Below are 18833 nucleotides of genomic sequence, written 5' to 3'. Positions count from 1 at the left end.
GCGTGATACCTCAGGCAAGGGGGGCTGGCGGCTGGATGCGGATGTCCTGCCCCCGGGACAGATAGTCCGCCACCACCTCGGCATAGGCCTCGGGCACCACCTTCACGAAGGTGTCCAGGGCCCCTGGCCACCCGGCCAGTATCCGGGCGGCCTTCTCACTGCCGGTGCAGGCCACATGGTTCTCCAGCAGGCGCTGCAACAGCGCCTGATCCCGGGGATCGGTGACCGGCTCGGTACGCACACCTGCGGCGTGGATGGCGTCTCCTGCCTGACCTTCCTCGTCCCAGAGGTAGGCCTCGCCACCGCTCATGCCGGCAGCGAAGTTCCGCCCGATGGGACCGAGGATGACCGCCACGCCCCCGGTCATGTACTCGCAGCCATGGTCTCCCACCCCCTCGACCACGCTCAGCGCCCCGGAGTTGCGCACACAGAAACGCTCGGCACCGCGGCCATTGACATAGGCCTCCCCACCCGTGGCACCGAACAGGGCCACATTGCCGATGAGGGTGTTGTCGGCGGCCACATAGGGGGCGTCCGGCGGTGTCTTCACGCTGATCAGGCCGCCCGACAGCCCCTTGCCCACATAATCGTTGGCATCCCCTTCCAGGTGCAGGGCAATCCCCCGGCACAGGAAGGCCCCGAAACTCTGCCCCGCGGTGCCCGTGCAGTGAATCCGGATCGTTCCCGGCGGAAGTCCCTCGCCGCCATACCGGCGCGTGACCTCGTGGCTGAGCAAGGTGCCGAAGGTGCGGTCACGGTTGCGTAATCGAATGGACAGACTCACCGGCTCGCCATGGCTGAGCGCCGCATCGGCCTGGGCGATGACCTGGTGATCGATCTTGCGGTCCAGGCCATGATCCTGCCCTCGTACCCTGCGCGGGCTATCGTCCGAGCGCACCCGTCGCAACAGGGCCGAGACATCGGGCGTGGGCTTGTGCGCCGGAGCCATGGGCCGCGCCCGCAGGCAATCCACGCGACCGATGGCCTCATCCAGTGTGCGAAAGCCCAGCGCCGCCATGATCCGCCGCATCTCCTCGGCCACGAATCGCAGATAATTGACGATGTGCGCCGGGTCTCCCTCAAAGCGCCGACGCAGCTCGGGATCCTGGGTGGCCACCCCCACCGAGCAGGTATTGCAGTGGCATTTGCGCAGCATGATGCAGCCCAGGGTCACCAGCGGCGCCGTGCCAAAACCGTATTCCTCGGCCCCCAGCAGGGCAGCAATCATCACGTCGCGGCCGGTCAGGAACCCGCCATCGGCCCGCACGGTGATCCGCGAGCGCAGGCCGTTGGCCATCAGCACCCGCTGGGTCTCCGCCAGCCCCAGTTCCCAGGGCGTGCCGGCATGCTTGATGGAGGTCTTGAGCGCCGCACCGGTGCCGCCGGAATCGCCGCTGATCAGCACCGCGTCGGCCCGGGCCTTGGCCACCCCGGCAGCGATGGTGCCCACATTGGCCTTGGCCACCAGCTTGACGTGGATCTCGGCCCTTGGATTGGCACACTTGAGATCGTGGATCAGTTGCTGCAGATCCTCGATGGAATAGATGTCATGGTGTGGCGGCGGCGAGATCAGTCCCACCCCCGGCACGGTGAACCGTACCCGGGCGATGCCCTCGTCCACCTTGCCCCCGGGCAGTTCACCGCCCTCCCCCGGCTTGGCCCCCTGGGCCATCTTGATCTCGATCTGCCGGGCCTGGGCCAGGTAGCGGGCGCTCACCCCGAATCGGCCGCTGGCCACCTGTTTCATGGAGCACTCGCGTTCCGTGCCGAACCGTTCCGTCTGCTCGCCCCCCTCCCCCGTGCCGGATTTCCCGCCGATCCGGTTCATGGCCATGGCCAGCGCCTCATGGGCCTCCTGGCTCAGGGCCCCGAAGGACATGGAACCCGTGGAAAAACGCCGCAGGATGGACGCCGCCGGCTCCACGTCATCCAGCGGGATCGCGGCGGCCTCGTCCTCGAGGAATCCCAATAGCCCGCGCACATTGAGAAGCCCCCCGGCCTGCTCGTTGATCTCACGGGCAAAATCCTCATAGGCCCGGGCATCGTTGTTGCGGGCCGCCTGCTGGAGTTTGCCGATGCTGTAGGGATTCCAGTGATGCCGCTCGCCATCCCGCCGCCAGTACAGATGCCCGCCGGGGTCCAGCGGCAGTTCAGCCGCAATGGGCCGGCCAAAGGCCCGCTCGTGGGCTGCCAGGACATCCTGCTCGATCTCCGCCAGGCCCACGCCGGGCAGGTGTGTGGTGGTGCCGGTGAACCAGGCATCAATCAATTCCTGATCCAGCCCCAGGGACTCGAAGATCTGCGCCCCCTTGTAGGCCTGCAGGGTGGAAATGCCCATCTTCGACATCACCTTCAGCAGCCCTCCCTCCAGGGCCTTGCGGTACTGTGCGACGGCGGCATCGGCCTCCGCTTCGATCATGCCCTCATCCACCAGGGCACGGATCCCCTGATAGGCCAGCCAGGGATGAATCGCATCCGCGCCGTAACCGATCATCACGCACATGTCATGGGCCGTATAGGGCTGACCCGACTCCAGAATGAGGGCCGTGCGCATGCGCAGACCACAGCGGATCAGATGATGATGCAGGGACGACACGGCCAGCAGCGCCGGGATCGCCACCCGCTCAGGCCCCACGAGCGCATCGCTCAGCAGCAGGATCCCGCCCCCTTGTTCGATGATCTGCACGGCTGTTGCGTGCATGGCACGTATGGCGGATTGCAGGTCGAGTTCCTTGGGATAGGTGATGTCGACCGGGTGCGGCTGCAGATCCTCACGGTGGATCATTCCAAGCGCATGCGCCTGGGCCCCGCTCAGAATGGGGGACGGCAGATAGAGTTGGCGGCAGTGATCCTCGCCTTCCTCGAGCAGGTTGCCGCGCGGGCCCACATAGGCGCCCAGCGAAGTGACCAGGGCCTCGCGGATGTAGTCCAGGGGCGGGTTGGACACCTGGGCGAACTGCTGCAGAAAATAGTGGCTCAAGGGGCGGGCACGGGATGACAGCATTGCCGGTGGGGTGTCATTGCCCATGGCGCCGATGGGATCCCGCCCGGATTCGGCCATGGGCTTGAGGAATGCCCGCAGGCCCTCCAGGGTGTACCCGAAGGCCCTTTGATACTGGTCCAGGGCATGCGGGAGAGCGCCGCCCATTGCCGGTCCGGAGGCGATGGGTGGGTCCGGGGGCAGTGTCAGACGGTGCTCGCGCAGCCAGCGCCCGTAGGGTCGTCCGGCCAGTTCAGAGAAGACCTGGGTTTCGGGAACGATCCCGCCACGCTCGGGATCGAGCACGAACAACGCCCCGGGATTCAGTCGCCCCTTGCGCAGGATCTGGTCCGGCGGCATATCCAGCACGCCCGTCTCGCTGGCCATGATCAGGCGCCCATCCCGGGTGAGGCTGTAACGGCAGGGCCGCAGGCCGTTGCGATCCAGCACCGCAGCAATGCGCTGTCCATCGGTGGCCACCACCAGGGCCGGACCGTCCCAGGGTTCCATCAGGGTACTGTGGTATTCGTAAAAGTCCCGTCGGTCCTCCGGCATGGCGGGATTCTTTTCCCAGGCCTCGGGAATGAGCATGCGCAGGGCATGGGGCAGACTGCGCCCGGTCAGCGCCAGCAGTTCCACCACGTTGTCCAGCTGGGCGCTGTCGCTCAGGCCCTCCCCGGTCAGGGGTTTGACCTTGTCCATGTCCTTGCCCAGGTGAGGCGAGGCCAGGGTGGACTCCCGGGCCCGCATCCAGTTCTGGTTGCCCCGCAGGGTGTTGATCTCGCCGTTGTGGACCAGATAACGATAGGGATGGGCCAGATCCCAGGCCCCCAGGGTGTTGGTGGAAAAACGCGCATGCACCAGCACCAGCGACGAAGTGACGCGGGCATCGGAGAGATCCGGGAAGTAGCTTCGGAACTGCCCGCAGGTGAGCAGGCCCTTGTATACCACCGTGGTCCGCGACAGGGAGCAGATGTAGAACGTCTCCGCCCCTGCCCCCACCAGATTGCGGTAAAGCACCTCGTTCTCGATCGCGCGCCTGAGGACGTAAAGTCGGACATCCAGGGCCTTGGGGTCCACCGCCTGTTTCGGCCGAACGAAGAACTGCCAGGTCTGGGGTTCGCTATCAAGGGCGGTCTGGCCCAGTTCCTGATTCTGAGTGGGCACCTGCCGCCACCCGAGCAAATCGAAGCCCTCGGCCTGGCAGCGCCGGGCAATCAACGTGCGGATGGCTGTCCGGTGATCTCCGTCCCGGGGCATGAAGACCTGGGCCGCCCCGTAATCGTCCCGGTCACCCAGCCCCGCCACCACACTGGAGAGAAAGGCATGGGGTTTTTGCAAAAGCATGCCCGCGCCGTCACCGGTGTTCTCCTCGGCGCCACGGGCGCCCCGGTGATCCAGGTTTTCCAGGCACTCAAAGCCATCCTCAATGAGCCCATGGCTTGCGTGCCCATCCAGGTGTGCCAGCACGCCCACGCCACAGGCCGCGTGCTGATGCCGTCTCAGCCAGGGGCCGGTCGCCTCTTCGGCACGTTCCCGCACCCCATCATGAGGATTTGCAAACTGGGTCATGGCAGCACTCCCAAGATGGATACAGCAAATTCGACCCTGTCGATTCATTCTGCGCCCGGCCCGTCGAGGGGATCAACTTGTCATGACAGGGTACCCACGGCGCGGCGCGACGCCGTTCCAGTCCGTTGGAGGCCCATGTGGGGTGATTGAGTTCCCTCAGGCCCTGGACTGAACCCCCTCACGGGCCCGCAGTCCCACCCCTTGAGGTGTCTTTCCAAGGAATTTGCCATGCGTGTTGTGGAGGTGATTGCGCCCGCCCGTTTGCAGACCCATCTGCTGGAGATGGCCCGTACCCACGGCGCCGTGGATGCCTGGTGCGGCACACTGAACGATGACGGCCGCGTGGCGGTGCGCATGGTGGTGCTGGAAGATGAGCGCCAGGCCCTCCTGGACGCTCTGCAAAGTCTGTTGATCGAGGAGCCCAGCGCCCGCATCGTGATCACTCCCATCGAGGCCACGGTGCCCATGCCGGCCCCGGGAGAGAACGACCCGCGCCCTGAGCGCCCCCGCTCGCGCAAGGTCAGCCTGGAGGAACTCTATGCCGGAATCGCCAAGGGCGCCACGCTGGATCGCAATTACCTGATGCTGATCGTCCTCTCCACCGTGGCCGCGGCCATTGGCCTGGCGGAGGACAACACTGCCGTGGTGATCGGTTCCATGGTGATCGCCCCGCTGCTGGGCCCGGTGATCGCGTTTGCGTTCGCCACCTGCCTGGGCGAGCGCTCGCTGGCCCTGCGTTCCCTGGCCACCACCCTGGCTGGCCTGACGGTGACGGTGGCTTGCGCCATGCTCATTGGTTATCTGTGGCCGGTGAGTGTGGGCAATCAGGAGGTGCTGGCGCGCACAGAGGTCAATATCTCGTATGTCATCCTGGCTCTGGCTGCGGGCGCTGCCGGAGTACTGGCCCTCACCAGCGGCGTGACCTCGCGTCTGGTGGGCGTGATGGTGGCGGTGGCCCTGCTGCCACCGGCTGCGGTGACCGGTCTGCTGGTGGGCAAGGGAGCCTTCGACCTGGCCCTGGGCGCGGGCCTGATGCTGGCGGCCAACGTGGTGTGCGTGGTGCTGGCGGCCCAGTTCGTGTTCCTGTTCCAGGGGGTGAAGCCCCGCCGCTGGATCGGCGTGGGCCAGGTGGAACGGTTCACCCCCTGGGACTGGGTGCTCTGGTCGCTGGGCTGCCTGCTCCTGCTCACCGGCCTGGTACTAGCCATCCTCTGGCGCAATGGGGCCTTTTGAAGCACTCAGCGGTGCAGATCCCCCGCGCTCTCGGGCTGATAGAGGATGGCATCGATGCGCACGCGGATGGTGCCACCACCGGGCCGGGGCCATTCGATGCTCTCTCCCACCGACAGGCCCAGCAGGGCGCTGCCCACCGGGGCCACGATGGAAATGCGGTTCGGCTCCCCGGTGCTGTCACGCGGGTAGACGAGGGTCATCTCGAAGGACTCGCCGGTGGACTCCATGACAAACCGCACCGTGCTGTTCATGGTGACCACATCGGCCGGCATCTCGTGGGGCTCGACCACCTCGGCCCGGTCCAGTTCCGCCTGCAAGGCAGCGCGCCCCGGGAAGCTGTCCTCCGGGAGGGAGGCCATCAGGGTATCCAGGCGGTCATAATCCTGGCTGGAGACAATCACCTTGGGTTTTTCTGTCACGTCCATACTCTTGGGAAAAGGCGTTCAACGAACTGCCATTGTAGCCCTAGCGTGCAGGAAAAGCTGCCTTCCCGGCAGCCACCAGGGATGAAAGATGTCCCCAGTCTCCAAAAGGTGCTCATGAAATTTCCCGTGGGAAAACACCTTGTCAAGACTTGACAGCCCAGGACTTTGAGGATTCCTCCTTTTAACCAGGAAACAAGCAGTTACAGACCCTGGCCATTTTTTGACCAATCTGTTCCCGGGCCGCGCACCGTCGCGGCCGGGCGGCGTTTCATGACATTTTGCCCACAAGGTTATCCACAGGTTCTGTGGATGATCGCGGGCCTCAGACGTGCTCGTGCAGCCCGCACTCGCGCTTAAGCCCGAAAAACCGCATCTGCTCTGGCTGTTCGATCTCGTGCACCGAGCGCGTGCTGTGTACGTCGCCGATGGAGAGATAGCCCTGGTGCCAGAGTGGATGGTAGGACAATCCGTGCCGCATGAGGTACTGATGCACATCCCGGTCGGTCCAGTCGATGATGGGATGGATCTTGGCTCTTCCGTTCTGCCAGGCCACCACTTCAAGTCCGGCACGGCTCTCGGACTGCTGGCGGCGCAAGCCCGCCAACCAGGCATCCGCCCCCAGATCCTTCAGGGCCCTCTGCATGGGTTCAACCTTGTTCATGCGGTTGTAGTGATTCAACCCTTCCAATCCTTGCTCCCAGAGCCTTCCGAACCGGGCCTCCTGCCACGCGGATGACCAGGGGGAGCGATACACCTGAAGGTTCAGGTCCAGTTGCTCCGTCAACTCATCCACAAAACGGTAGGTTTCCGGGAAGAGATAGCCCGTGTCCACCAGGATGACGGGGATCCCCGGCCGCGCCTGGGTCACCAGATGCAGCATGACCGCCGCCTGAGCCCCGAAGCTGGAACTCAGTACGATGCGATCTCCAAAGCATCTCAGGGCCCAGTCCAACCGGGCGCAGGCGTCCAGGGGCTCCAACTCACGATTGATCCTCTCCAGGGTGTCGCGATCGCCTGAGATCCGATGGGGCGCGTGCATGACTTTAATCCTCTTGGCGTTGAATGTGACCCCACCTTAACCAAGATTGCGATTACGCAAAAAAGAATAAATTGTTTGCTATCAATTCAATTTGATTCTTTATGAGCTGGCATGGCTAATCCCCATTCGATCTAACTCAATTCTTATAAATTCTTTTTCGCTATTGATATTTCGCATTATCTTGACCCCTCAGTCGCCCTTGAGGCACCTCCCTTCAGACACCGAGGATGAGCATGTATCAGTACAGCGAATGGGATCAGGCTCTCATCCGGGAGCGCGTTGAGCAATTCCGCGACCAGACCCGCCGCTTCCTGTCCGGGCAATTGAGCGAGGAGGCCTATCGACCCCTCAGGCTGATGAACGGGCTTTACATCCAGCGCCACGCCCCCATGCTGCGCGTGGCCATCCCGTATGGCCTGCTCAGCAGTACGCAACTGCGGGGCCTGGCCCGGGTAGCGCGTGACCACGACCGGGGTTTCGGACACTTCACCACCCGCCAGAACATCCAGTTCAACTGGCTTGAACTGGAGCAGGTGCCCGAGGTGCTGGCATCCCTGGCCGAGGTGGGTCTGCACGCCATCCAGACCAGCGGAAACTGCATCCGCAATGTCACTTGCGACCCCCTGGCGGGCCTGACGCCCGAGGAGGTGGATAATCCGCTTCCCTGGTGCGAGGTGGTCCGTCAGTGGGCCACGCTTCACCCGGAGTTCAGCTATCTGCCCAGAAAATTCAAGATCGCGGTGACCGCCAGCCCCCGGGATCGCGCTGCCACGCGAATCCATGACGTGGGACTGCAATTGGTCAGGGGTGCCTCGGGCGAGCCTGGTTTCCGGATCAGCGTCGGCGGCGGCCTGGGACGGGACCCTCATCTGGCCCGGACCCTGCGGGCCTGGCTGCCCGCTGATGACCTGCTGGACTATCTCACCGCCATCCTGCGCGTCTACAACCTGCATGGGCGTCGCGACAACCTCTACAAGGCACGCATCAAGGTGCTGGTGAACAGTGTGGGTCTTCCGGCCTTCAAGGAGCAGGTGGAATCGGAGTGGGCCCTCATCCGCCGGGAACAACCGGTGTCCGCCCTGGAGGCCCATCGCCTGATCAGCGAACGGTTTGTCACGCCCGCTTACAGGGAGGGCGGCCCATCCCGGCCCCCTGCTCTACCAGCCAGTGCGAGCAACGAATTCGCGACAGCCTATGATCGCTGGCTCAGATTCAACACCCGTGAGCACCGGCATCCCGGCTACCGGGTGGTCTTCGTTCCGCTCAAGGGACCCGAACGAGCCCCCGGGGACCTCACCGATCAGGAGATGCATGCCCTGGCCGACCTGGCGGAGCGACACGGCTTCGGCGTGCTGCGCAGCACTCACGATCAGAATCTGCTGCTTCCCGATGTCCCCATAGCGGATCTGCCCAGCCTCTGGCAGGCCCTGGACTCGCTCGGACTCGCCCACGCCCATATCGGCACACTGACGGACATGATCGCCTGCCCGGGGCTGGATTACTGCAACCTGGCCAACGCCGCAACCCTGCCGCTGGCCCGGGACATACAGCAGCACTTTGATGACCTGGACTACCTGCATGACCTGGGCGACGTGCAACTGAAGATCTCCGGGTGCATGAATGCCTGCGCCCACCATCACGTGGGCCATATCGGCCTGCTGGGTGTGGAAAAGCAGGGTGCCTCCTGGTACCAGATCCAGCTGGGGGGCTCCTCCAGCGAACAGGCCCGGCTTGGCCAGGTGCTGGGGCCTGCCGTGCCTGCGGACAAGATGGTGGAAACCCTGGACAGGCTGCTCAGGTTCTACCTGGATCAACGCCAGCCCGACGAACCCTTTCTGGACACGGTGCACCGCATCGGTCTCAAACCGTTCAAGGAGCACTTGTATGGCCCTGATCATGCTCGACGGGCGAACCGTGCCCGAATTGCCACGGCGGACGCCTGAAGAACACCAGGATGGTGACGGACCGGGGAACGTTCTGCTCGATCTGCGCCAATGGAGAGAAACGATGAACACCGGGATCATCCCCGAGGGCGTGGAGGGCATCGTCCTGCACCCCGAGGATACACTCACGGATCTCATCCCCTGGCTGGGTCGCCTGAACCTGTTGGCCCTTCACTTCCCCAAAGCCGGTGATGGACGCCCTTACAGCATGGCCCGACAACTGCGCGGGCGTTACGGCTATCACGGGGAGTTGCGGGCGGTGGGCGATGTCCGTGCGGACCAGCTGGATGCCATGCGACGCTGCGGGTTCAGCAGCTTCGTACTGTCGGCGGGCGAGCTGGCCACACCCGCCATGAGGTACCTTCAGGGGCCCCGCGCCTACCCACACTGGCAGGATCCTGCCGCCATACCGGGATAAGCACATGGATCATTTCCCCCTCTTTGTGGACCTGCGCGAACGCCCCTGCCTGGTGGTGGGGGGCGGTCGGGTGGCGGCGCGCAAAGCCCGGCGCCTGCAACAGGCCGGCGCCCGCGTACATCTGCTCACCCCGCATCTGACGCCGTCCCTGGCCGAGGCCGTGGCTCAGGGCCTGTTCGAGCATCAATCAGGCCGGTTTCATCCCGAGGCCCTGGAAGGCATGACCCTGGTCATTGCTGCCACGGATGATGAGACCGTGAATCGAGCGGTCTACGAGGCGGCCCGACAGCGGGGCATCCTGGTGAACGTGGCCGACAGGCCGGCGCTGTGCAGCTTCATCATGCCAGCGGTCGTGGATCGCAGTCCGTTGATCGTGGCCATTGGCACCGGGGGCGCGGCGCCGGTCCTGGCCCGTGCCCTGCGCGCCCGGCTTGAGGTACTGCTGCCACGAAATCTTGGCAACCTGGCACAACTGGCCGGCACCTGGCGCGATCGGGTGGCCCAGGCTCTGCCGGAACCCGGGCAGCGCCGACGGTTCTGGGAGGCACTGCTGGGGGGCCTGTGGCAGCCGGGCATGAATCGGCAGCCCCGGCATGAGGACTTCTCCCGCGTGCTCGACACCTGGGGCACGGGATCCGGGGCCGAGGGCGAGGTGGCCTTCATGCCCTGCCCCCGGGATGAACCGGAGCACCTGACCATCCAGGCCCTGCGACTCCTGCAGCAAGCCGATGTGATCCTTCATGACCCGGACACGCCAGGCCCGGTGATGGATTATGCCCGTCGGGAGGCGGAACTGATCCCGGCGGGCCATTGCAATGACCTCAACGGAACGCCGCACAGCCCCACCCTGCCCATCATGATGCGCCACGTCCGTGATGGTGCCCGGGTGGTGCGCATCGGTCGGACAGACCCTCGGGATCCCTTCGCTTCCGAACGTGCCACGCTTGGCCAGCTGGGCATTCGGGCCTTCCCGGTGCCGGGTGTCTCGGGCCCGGTCGGGAGCATCACCCAGGCGATGGCCAGTTGACCCAGATCATGTGTCGCTGGAAACCCAGGCATATTGCGTATTGTCAATATGGACCACTCCACCGGTCCCTCAAGAGGAAATCCATCATGCTTCCGGCCCCCGCCTTCACCCAGCCAACCCACCGCCTCCGGCTGCTGCTCTGTCTGCTGACAGCCCTGCTGCTCCTGCCGACCACCGCACTGACCTCAGAGAACCGCGTCAGCCCGTCCTCGCCCCTGGGGCAGGTGGTGGCCACCGACAAGGACATCAAGGTCTTCAAGACGCCTTACTGCGGGTGTTGCAATGACTGGGTCACCTACATGGAAGAGGAAGGCTTCACTGTAGAGGCGGTGGACGTGAGTCAGGAACAACTCAACCGGCTCAAGTATCACGGGGGGCTGCAACCGGGGATGGGCTCCTGCCATACCGCCTTCATCGACGGCTATCTCATCGAGGGCCATGTGCCTGCCAGCGACATCCGTCGCCTGCTGGATGAGCAGCCCGATGTGGCCGGACTGACGGTCCCCGGCATGCCGGTGGGTTCCCCCGGCATGGAAATGGGCGACCGTTTTGATCCTTTCGATGTGATCACCTTTGATCGCAGTGGCCAAAGCGAGGTATTTTCTTCACATCATCAGAACTGAGCACCTCAAACTTAATGGAAAAACAGAACAAGACCCTCACCATGAGCGTGCTCATGACGCCGGACATGGCCAACTTCACCGGCCATGTCCACGGGGGGGCCACCCTCAAGCTGCTGGACCAGGTGGCCTATGCCTGTGCCGCCCGCTACTCCAACAACTACGTGGTCACCCTCTCGGTGGACCAGGTGTTCTTCCGGGAGCCTCTGCGGGTGGGTGAGCTGGTCACCTTCCTGGCCTCCATCAACTACACGGGCAACAGTTCCATGGAGGTGGGCATCCGGGTGAATGCGGAGGACATCATCCACCAGAACGAGCGCCACGTGATGACATCCTATTTCACCATGGTGGCGGTGGATGAGCATGGGCGCCCGATGAAGGTGCGCCCGCTGGAAATCGAAACCCCAACCGAACGCAGGCGGTATGAAAACGCCACCCTGCGCCGGGAATTTCGTCGCGAAATCGAACGGCGCAACGCGGAAATCCGCAAGACCCATGGCCCCAGCGATGATAGCCCCTGAACACATGACCCCAGATCATTTGACCGACGGCGCGTATTCGCCCGGATGACCAAAATACCCGGACGCCAGTTCCGCCGCCCTGCCGGCCACCGCCTCGGGTGTGAACACATAAAATCGCCACAGGCTGGCGTAACGCGCCTCCAGGGCCGAGATCTCGGCGCAGGCGGCGCTGGCAGGGTCATTGAGGCGACGCAGACCTGAGGCCGTCTCCACCCAGGCCCGCGCCTCCTTCATCATCGTCAGGGCCGGGCAATAGACGATCACCTCTTCCGGCGACACCCCAAGCTCGCTGGCCAGCACCGCTTCCGCCTCCGCGCGCCGGGTACCCGAGTCATGATAAAGCCCCACCAGGGCCGCCCGCTCCGACTCGTCCAGGCTGTAAGCGGATAGCACGTAGCCGCGCTTGAGCAGGCGACGCCTCGCCAGGCCTTGCGCCAGGTGACGCGCTCCCGGAGGAGACCCGGGCTGTTCCAGTCGATCCAGCAAGGTCCAGTCGTTGAGGTGCAGCAATTCGGGTTCGGTCAGCCACTGCGCCTGCATGGCCAGTTCCACCGCCTTGGAGATCATGGCCCCGGCCACCACCTTGGTGTGGTGATAATAAACCCGCTCGGTGAGGAAATAACGCATTCGCAGCAACTGCACCACCTCGGATCGGGCATCGGGGCGGTCCATGCCATGGCGCGCCATGCGCAGGGCCAGGTGATCATCGGCCACGGTGAAATAGCGAAACACCCGATCGTCATAGTCCTGGGCCAGCCCGGTGAACCGGCTGTCGCGACGCAGGTAGTCCAGCAGGTCCGCATCCAGGGTGGAGGCGATGATCTCCCCTGCCCAGCCGGGCAGGTGGCCTGGGGCCTCGCCGAGCAGACCGGCGATCTCGCCCAGGATGCCCAGTTTCTCCAGGGCCTCGCCCAGCGCGCCCTTCAATAACCGGGACATCCGGTCACCCTTGTCGTGACGCGGGAACAGGCGCCGCTCATCCTCCAGGGTGTGTCCGAAGGGGACGTGGGTGACGTCGTGCAACAGCGCCCCTACGCCGATCAGGTCTTCCAGATCCGTGGGCACCGGCGTGCCCTGACGACGCAGGCCCTCCAGCATGCGGTGCGCCAGCGCACAGGCCCCCAGGGAGTGATCGAAGCGGGTATGCAAGGCACCGGGATAGACGTAGCTGGCCGTGCCCAATTGCTTGATCCCCCGCAGGCGCTGCACGTCCGGCAGATCCAGCACCGCCTGCTCCAGGGCGCTCAGTTCGATGTCGCCATGGACCGGATCACGGATCACCATGGGCCTTGCATCCCCACGGCCTCCCTTCACCAGGGCAAGGCCTCACCATCGAAAGACCAGAACCCACCGCTGTCTTCGGGACTCAGGCCCTCCAGCACCTGAAGCATGCAGTTCACGCTATAACCGGGCGTGAACAGGGCGTCCGCAGGCACGTTGCGCTGGAAAGGTTTGGAGAGAGCTGTATCCGTCGTACCCGGATGCAGTGACGCCAGCACGAGTTGTGGATGGGTGCGCCGCAACTCGATGGAGAGGTTCTTGATCACCATGTTCAGGGCCGCCTTGGAGGCCCGATAGCTGTACCACCCCCCCAGTCCGTTCTCGCCGATACTGCCCAGGCGCGCGGACACTGTGGCGAAGATCGCCGGACGACCATGACGCATGAGCGGTGCCATATGCTTGGCCAGCAGCAGCGTCGGCAGGGTGTTGACGCGAAAGTTCTGCATCACAAACTCGGGCTCCACCTGGGCCACGCGCTTCTCGGGGCCATGCGCCCCTTCATGCAACAGGCCTGCGGCGTTGATCAGCCAATCGATTTCGCCAAGATCCCGAGCCAGCCGGGCCACAGCCGATTCATCCGTCACATCCAGAGGCGCCCATTCCACCTTGGCGTCCTCCCATGAGGGTGGCGTGCTGCGATAAGTACCCACAACACGCTGCACCGACTCCCGCGCCGCCAGGGTCTGTGCGAAGGCGGAACCGATGCCACCTGATGCACCCACGATCAGGATATTCATTGCGCCACGCCGCTCCTCTTCGGGCAGTCCAGGGTGGAGAGGATCTCCTGGGAGAGGGTATCCATCACCCAGCCGAAGCCCTCCCCATAATCGGATTCGTAAAAGCGCTGACTTCCAAAACTCACTCGTGAGGCCACCAGCACATCCCCCCGGGATTCTCGCGCCGCCCGCCGCTGGGTCATCAACTCACCGGACCCGGCTTCGAACAGATAGATCTCCACCTCCGCTCGGCGGCTATGCCGGTTTCGCAGGATACCCACGCTTTCATAGCCAATGTCGAGCACGATGCCGGCCACCAGAAAGTCCACCTCCATGTCCTCTGCGATCATTTTCACCCGTTCCCTCACCTCGGTAGCGCGGGGGTTGGGGAGATTCCCGTTCAGGGGAAAGAACAGACGACGATGGGCAGCACGATGGACCTCCAGCGGCGTATTGATCCCCACCCGATGCAGGATCTCATTCGGAACGCCCATTTCGACCCCCGCCACCCCCATCAGGGTGTTTTGATGGGGCTTGAGGAGCGGGAAACTCACGGCCCCGATCCGCATCCCCATCAGTGCCCCACAGCCGGTCTGAACCTCGTCCACACGGACCTTCACACGATAGAAATCACCCTCCTGGCCTTCACTGATGACCTCATATCGAGAAATATGGGTTCCAATCCGGAACCGGGATTCATCGGACACCACCACCCCTCGGTGCAGGCCGACCTCTCCCCGAATGGTAATCCCTGACTGGGCGGAGGCAGACCAGAGCGCATCCTTGAGGGCTTCCCTGCGCGCTTCCTGCACACTCTGATTTGCCGTGGAGGCGACACCATCGGCGACGAAGGACTCCCCGAAGGCCATCCCTGGCAGCCACATCAGCACGATGAGTGCGAGAAGCCTCATGACATCCCTTCATCAACGTTGGTAGTAGTAGTAAGGCGCCTGGGAGCAGTAGGGCTCGGTGCAGTGCTGCCATTCAGGCACGCGTTGCCGGGGGGCCTGCAGAGGCACGACCCGGGTGGGCGGACAGGGACTGGCGCCGCAATACTGCCGCGTGACCACGGGCTGAGGAGGAGCCACCGGTCTGGCCGGCTGACACAGGTGGGGTGCCGCCACGCAGCGATAGAAATCATGGCCCACAGTGTACTCAAGCGTGGTCTCATAAATGTCATCCTCAATGAGCGCCACATCAATCACCCGTGCCCCCCGGATTTTCTTGTCTATGTAGGACCTCACTCTATCACGCTCACCCGCCATGTCACGCAGGCTGGTGCCGCCCTCGAGCCGCATGCCATAAAGTTCCTCAGCCAGGTTGCGGTAGGCATCGAGTCGACTGGCCCGAATGGCCATGAGTTTCTGCTGAGATTGCGTCAGGTCAGGTCTTGGCACACTCGTGCCATGCCCCCGAACCCGGATGGTACGTTCTTCCATGGCCGTGTATTGGTACCCTTGAACAGGCACTTGGTAGGAGTGGGCACAGGCTCCTGTAAGCGTCATTACACCAGAAAGCACAAGCACATACGCCATTTTTTTCATTTTCTTTCTCCGTGAGTGACAACCAGCCTCAGTAATCCCAGAAGCGCCCGGGCCGCCCGACCTCCTGGTCGCATATCAAACACGAAACCGAAGGCCCGAAGACAGACTGGACAGGAGCCCCAAGCTTTTGTATAAGCGGCCCTTATGGTCGGTATCGGCATCGACCACGAGGACTTTAGGCATCGCGACCAATCCCTTGAAGGTGTCCATCCTGTCCCGACTGACCTACCCCGCGCGGCCATCCCGTCACCGGCCCTTTTCATCACGGGCGCAGGCCCTGACCATTACGCCCGGCAGGGCCATACTGATCATGGCCATGTTGATGGTGATGGCAGCACAGGCGGGTCAGGTCGCTACCGGCCACACACCACCTCACATGATGGCGTTCGCGACCGCTGCCACGCCCGAGAGCGCCGGGATCACGCAAAGCCTTGCCGACGCCCGAGCCAGCCTTGATGCCGGCAACCCCATGGAAGCGCTCCGCCGGTTGCCATGGCACACGGAAGGTTTGCCCGATGAACTGCATGCAGAAGCACTGGATATCCGGGCCGGGAGCGAAGCCGCTCTGGGACGAATCCTGGACGCCATCAAAACCTGGCACACCCTGTACACGGCTGGATTCAGCGCAGACCATTCTGTGCATGCACGTCGATCCATACAGGACATGCTCCGGGCACTCCCCCCTGGCGACGTCACGGCACTGAAGCAGCGTGCGCGAAACCCCGTGACGCTGCAGTGGCTGAATGACGCGCAACCCGAGTCCTACAGCCCGCACCGGAGCTTCCGGACACCGACTCGCCCCATGGGCGCTAAAGAACTGCCCCAAGGCGCCTTCTCGGAGCATGTCGCCGTGATCCTGCCGCTGTCGGGTCGCTACGCGAATCTGGCCCAGGCCGTGCTGAGTGGGGTGAAGGCATCCCATGAGGCCGTCACATCATCCCAACGCCCGAGACTGAGTGTTTACGACATGGGTGACAGTCCGGAGTCTGCCTGGCAGAAATACCAGAAAGCGGTGGAAGCAGGCGCGGACATCGTGATCGGACCGCTCACCAAGGAGGCTGTGTCGCAACTCACCGATCGACAACCGCTCCCCGTACCCACCCTGGTGTTGAACCAGCCGGAAGGTGACATCGCGGCATCCCGACAGGTCATCCTGTTTTCACTGCAACCTGAACAGGAGGCCGCCCGGGTGGCTGACAGGGCATACGCTCGGGGTCACCGGCGCGCCGCCATCCTTGCCCCGCGATCGTCCCTGGGGGAGCGGCTGGCCAGCGCATTCAGTGAACAGTTCACGCAGCAGGGGGGGCGTGTGGCTTCGGTCCAGCACTATGCACCCCAGGCCACGGATTTTCAGGCCGTGCTCGGTAGGATCCTGGCTCAGAACGTGGACATGCTGTTCCTGGTGGCCAGTCCAGAGCAGGCACGGATGATCCAGCCCCAGTTGCGTTACCTGAGCACCCGACACCCGCCTGTGTATGCCACATCCCACGTTTTCGACCTTGAGGGACGAGCCAGCCAGGACGCGGATCTGGACGGCATCACCTTCCCGGACATGCCCGCCATGCTCGGTCGGTCAGGTGTCCAGGGTCATGCCCGCCTGCTACAACAGGGCAATCCCCTTTGGCCACGGCTGGTGGCCATGGGATTTGATGCCTTTGCCATGATCCCTGAACTCGCCAAGCTGCAGCAGGATCCGCAGGCGAGCCACACCGGTCTGACCGGCCAGCTGCGACTGGATTCGCAGGGGCGCGTGGTGCGCGAACCCCACTGGGCCCATTTTCGCAATGGGCGCCCCATACCCGTCCATGGGCACTGAAACCAACGGCCGTCCTTGGTGAGTGGGCACTCATGTGTCTTATACTCATCCGCAACCCCGCTTGAGTACGCACAAGAAAAACCACAAGGAGCCCCCATGGATCATTCTCTCACGACCGCCACCTGGTTCTGGCTGCTGGTACCCATGTTGCTGCTGGTGCTGTTTTCGCTGGTGAGCCTGATTCTGCACAGTCTGCGAGGGGGCAAGTGATGAATACGGAAGTGGACGTGAATTTCGCCCTGCTGGCGACGCTGGTTGCCTATCTCATCCTGATGGTGCTGGTGGGGATGCTGGCCTACCGGGTCACCACCAACCTCTCCGACTACATCCTGGGTGGACGGCGTCTGGGGGCTGGCACGGCGGCACTGTCTGCCGGGGCCTCGGACATGAGCGGCTGGCTGCTCCTGGGCCTGCCCGGAGCGGTGTATGCGGCAGGCATGAACCAGATCTGGATCGCCGTGGGCCTGACCATCGGCGCCTACCTCAACTGGCAATTCGTGGCCGACCGATTGCGGCGGCTCACCTCCGTGGCGCGGGACTCCATCACCATACCGGCCTATTTCGAGAATCGCTTCCGTGACGACACCTCGGCCCTGCGGGTGGTCTCGGCACTGGTGATCCTGGTGTTCTTCACCTTTTACACCTCGGCGGGCCTGGTGGCAGCGGGCACCCTTTTCGAGGGCACCTTCGACATGGATTACCGGCTGGCGCTGGCGGTGGGCGCGGCCGTGATCCTGGTGTACACCCTGCTGGGAGGATTTCTGGCGGTCAGCTGGACCGACTTCATCCAGGGCATCCTGATGTTCGTGGCCCTGATCCTGGTACCGGTGATCACCGTCATGAACCTGGGTGGCTGGACCGAAACCACCCAGATGGTGGGCGAACTGGAGCCCGGTGCCCTGGATGCCTTCCACAACATCACCCTGTTCGGGATCATCTCCCTGATGGCCTGGGGTCTGGGCTACTTCGGCCAGCCCCATGTACTCACCCGCTTCATGGCCATTCGCAACCCCAAGGACATCCCCCTGGCCCGATTCATCGGCGTGACCTGGATGGTGGTGGCCCTGTTCGGTGCCATCTTCACCGGCTTTGCCGGTCTGGCCTACTTCGGTGAGACAGGTCTGGATAATCCCGAGACCGTCTTCATCCTGCTCATCCAGACCCTGTTCAACCCCTGGGTGGCGGGCTGTCTGATCGCGGCCGTCCTGGCGGCCATCATGAGCACCATCGACTCCCAGTTGCTGGTTTCCTCCTCGGCCCTGTCGGAAGACTTCTACAAGCGCTTTTTCCGCCCCCAGGCCAGCGACAGCGAACTGGTGTGGATCGGCCGCGGCACGGTGCTGGGCATCGGCGTGCTGGCCACCCTGCTGGCGCTGAACCCGGAGGCAGCGGTGCTCGATCTGGTGGCCTATGCCTGGGCCGGCTTCGGTGCCGCCTTTGGCCCGGTGATCATTCTCTCCGTGTTCTGGCGCGGCATGAACCGTAACGGCGCCCTGGCGGGAATCGTTACCGGCGCGCTCACGGTACTGATCTGGGATCGCTTCGAAGGCGGCCTCTTCGACATGTACGAAATCCTGCCAGGCTTCATCCTGGCCACCCTGGCCATCATCCTGTTCAGCCGTGTGGGCAAGGGGCCCACGGAGGACATGCTCAGGGAGTTCGATCAGGTGCGGGACGAGATGCGGCGGCGCTGATCCA

General features: G+C 63.9%; 15 protein-coding genes. 8 read left to right on the top strand and 7 right to left on the bottom strand.

Annotation, left to right across the window (positions count from 1 at the left end; all coding sequences use genetic code 11):
• Positions 1-10: 10 nt before the first annotated feature.
• Positions 11-4552: a glutamate synthase large subunit gene (gene gltB, locus LPW30_RS10035; RefSeq protein ID WP_239680767.1), complete on the bottom strand. Its 4542-nt coding sequence runs from the start codon at positions 4550-4552 to the stop codon at positions 11-13.
• A gap of 228 nt (positions 4553-4780) precedes the next feature.
• Between gltB and LPW30_RS10030 the strand changes: the two genes are divergently transcribed.
• Complete coding sequence (locus LPW30_RS10030) at positions 4781-5785, top strand: TIGR00341 family protein (RefSeq protein WP_025281272.1); 1005 nt, start codon at positions 4781-4783, stop codon at positions 5783-5785.
• A 5-nt stretch (positions 5786-5790) separates the two neighbouring features.
• Here LPW30_RS10030 and rnk read toward each other — a convergent pair whose 3' ends face one another.
• Positions 5791-6210, bottom strand: a complete 420-nt coding sequence (gene rnk, locus LPW30_RS10025; protein WP_026623767.1) for a nucleoside diphosphate kinase regulator — start codon at positions 6208-6210, stop codon at positions 5791-5793.
• A gap of 322 nt (positions 6211-6532) precedes the next feature.
• On the bottom strand, positions 6533-7249 hold the full coding sequence (locus LPW30_RS10020) for a phosphoadenylyl-sulfate reductase (protein ID WP_239680766.1): 717 nt from the start codon (positions 7247-7249) through the stop codon (positions 6533-6535).
• A 233-nt stretch (positions 7250-7482) separates the two neighbouring features.
• Here LPW30_RS10020 and LPW30_RS10015 point away from each other — a divergent pair, with 233 nt between their 5' ends.
• From LPW30_RS10015 to LPW30_RS09995, 5 genes are all read left to right on the top strand, one after another.
• Positions 7483-9192: a nitrite/sulfite reductase gene (locus tag LPW30_RS10015; protein WP_239680765.1), complete on the top strand. Its 1710-nt coding sequence runs from the start codon at positions 7483-7485 to the stop codon at positions 9190-9192.
• Between the two features lie 64 nt (positions 9193-9256).
• Positions 9257-9610 (top strand): DUF934 domain-containing protein, encoded by a 354-nt coding sequence (locus LPW30_RS10010; RefSeq protein ID WP_239680764.1) that lies wholly within the window; start codon positions 9257-9259, stop codon positions 9608-9610.
• Between the two features lie 4 nt (positions 9611-9614).
• Positions 9615-10637 carry an NAD(P)-dependent oxidoreductase gene (locus tag LPW30_RS10005; RefSeq protein WP_239680763.1) on the top strand — a complete coding sequence of 341 codons (1023 nt, stop codon included), beginning with the start codon at positions 9615-9617 and terminating at the stop codon, positions 10635-10637.
• A gap of 86 nt (positions 10638-10723) precedes the next feature.
• The gene (locus LPW30_RS10000; protein WP_238624979.1) at positions 10724-11260 is read left to right on the top strand and encodes a DUF411 domain-containing protein; all 537 of its coding nucleotides are present in this window, start codon (positions 10724-10726) and stop codon (positions 11258-11260) included.
• Positions 11261-11274: 14 nt separating this feature from the next.
• Positions 11275-11778, top strand: a complete 504-nt coding sequence (locus LPW30_RS09995) for an acyl-CoA thioesterase (protein WP_238624978.1) — start codon at positions 11275-11277, stop codon at positions 11776-11778.
• Between the two features lie 15 nt (positions 11779-11793).
• Here LPW30_RS09995 and LPW30_RS09990 read toward each other — a convergent pair whose 3' ends face one another.
• The 4 genes from LPW30_RS09990 to LPW30_RS09975 are packed head-to-tail and all read right to left on the bottom strand — an operon-like array spanning position 11794 to position 15214.
• Positions 11794-13062, bottom strand: a complete 1269-nt coding sequence (locus LPW30_RS09990) for an HD domain-containing protein (protein WP_239680762.1) — start codon at positions 13060-13062, stop codon at positions 11794-11796.
• A gap of 26 nt (positions 13063-13088) precedes the next feature.
• On the bottom strand, positions 13089-13796 hold the full coding sequence (locus tag LPW30_RS09985; RefSeq protein WP_029762348.1) for an SDR family NAD(P)-dependent oxidoreductase: 708 nt from the start codon (positions 13794-13796) through the stop codon (positions 13089-13091).
• The gene (locus tag LPW30_RS09980) at positions 13793-14686 is read right to left on the bottom strand and encodes a flagellar assembly protein T N-terminal domain-containing protein (RefSeq protein WP_025281264.1); all 894 of its coding nucleotides are present in this window, start codon (positions 14684-14686) and stop codon (positions 13793-13795) included. The genes LPW30_RS09985 and LPW30_RS09980 overlap by 4 nt, the downstream gene beginning before the upstream one ends.
• Positions 14687-14698: 12 nt before the next feature.
• Positions 14699-15214 carry an LPP20 family lipoprotein gene (locus tag LPW30_RS09975; protein WP_025281263.1) on the bottom strand — a complete coding sequence of 172 codons (516 nt, stop codon included), beginning with the start codon at positions 15212-15214 and terminating at the stop codon, positions 14699-14701.
• Positions 15215-15521: 307 nt separating this feature from the next.
• Here LPW30_RS09975 and LPW30_RS09970 point away from each other — a divergent pair, with 307 nt between their 5' ends.
• Both LPW30_RS09970 and putP read left to right on the top strand, forming a co-directional pair.
• Complete coding sequence (locus tag LPW30_RS09970) at positions 15522-17135, top strand: penicillin-binding protein activator (RefSeq protein WP_239680779.1); 1614 nt, start codon at positions 15522-15524, stop codon at positions 17133-17135.
• 209 nt (positions 17136-17344) lie between these two features.
• Positions 17345-18829, top strand: coding sequence for a sodium/proline symporter PutP (putP, locus tag LPW30_RS09965; protein ID WP_084306957.1), 1485 nt, complete (start codon positions 17345-17347; stop codon positions 18827-18829).
• The last annotated feature ends 4 nt before the right edge of the window (positions 18830-18833 follow it).

This window comes from Ectothiorhodospira variabilis (assembly GCF_022227625.1).
In the GTDB taxonomy this organism is placed as follows: domain Bacteria; phylum Pseudomonadota; class Gammaproteobacteria; order Ectothiorhodospirales; family Ectothiorhodospiraceae; genus Ectothiorhodospira; species Ectothiorhodospira haloalkaliphila.
Note: the sequence above shows the minus strand (reverse complement) of the source record. Positions and strands in the feature narration are given on the sequence as shown.

Coding starts and splice junctions, on each gene's coding strand:
- gltB (WP_239680767.1), bottom strand. CDS start 4,552: ATGACCCAGTTTGCAAATCCTCATGATGGGGTGCGGGAACGTGCCGAA.
- LPW30_RS10030 (WP_025281272.1), top strand. CDS start 4,781: ATGCGTGTTGTGGAGGTGATTGCGCCCGCCCGTTTGCAGACCCATCTG.
- rnk (WP_026623767.1), bottom strand. CDS start 6,210: ATGGACGTGACAGAAAAACCCAAGGTGATTGTCTCCAGCCAGGATTAT.
- LPW30_RS10020 (WP_239680766.1), bottom strand. CDS start 7,249: ATGCACGCGCCCCATCGGATCTCAGGCGATCGCGACACCCTGGAGAGG.
- LPW30_RS10015 (WP_239680765.1), top strand. CDS start 7,483: ATGTATCAGTACAGCGAATGGGATCAGGCTCTCATCCGGGAGCGCGTT.
- LPW30_RS10010 (WP_239680764.1), top strand. CDS start 9,257: ATGAACACCGGGATCATCCCCGAGGGCGTGGAGGGCATCGTCCTGCAC.
- LPW30_RS10005 (WP_239680763.1), top strand. CDS start 9,615: ATGGATCATTTCCCCCTCTTTGTGGACCTGCGCGAACGCCCCTGCCTG.
- LPW30_RS10000 (WP_238624979.1), top strand. CDS start 10,724: ATGCTTCCGGCCCCCGCCTTCACCCAGCCAACCCACCGCCTCCGGCTG.
- LPW30_RS09995 (WP_238624978.1), top strand. CDS start 11,275: ATGGAAAAACAGAACAAGACCCTCACCATGAGCGTGCTCATGACGCCG.
- LPW30_RS09990 (WP_239680762.1), bottom strand. CDS start 13,062: ATGGTGATCCGTGATCCGGTCCATGGCGACATCGAACTGAGCGCCCTG.
- LPW30_RS09985 (WP_029762348.1), bottom strand. CDS start 13,796: ATGAATATCCTGATCGTGGGTGCATCAGGTGGCATCGGTTCCGCCTTC.
- LPW30_RS09980 (WP_025281264.1), bottom strand. CDS start 14,686: ATGAGGCTTCTCGCACTCATCGTGCTGATGTGGCTGCCAGGGATGGCC.
- LPW30_RS09975 (WP_025281263.1), bottom strand. CDS start 15,214: ATGGAAGAACGTACCATCCGGGTTCGGGGGCATGGCACGAGTGTGCCA.
- putP (WP_084306957.1), top strand. CDS start 17,345: ATGAATACGGAAGTGGACGTGAATTTCGCCCTGCTGGCGACGCTGGTT.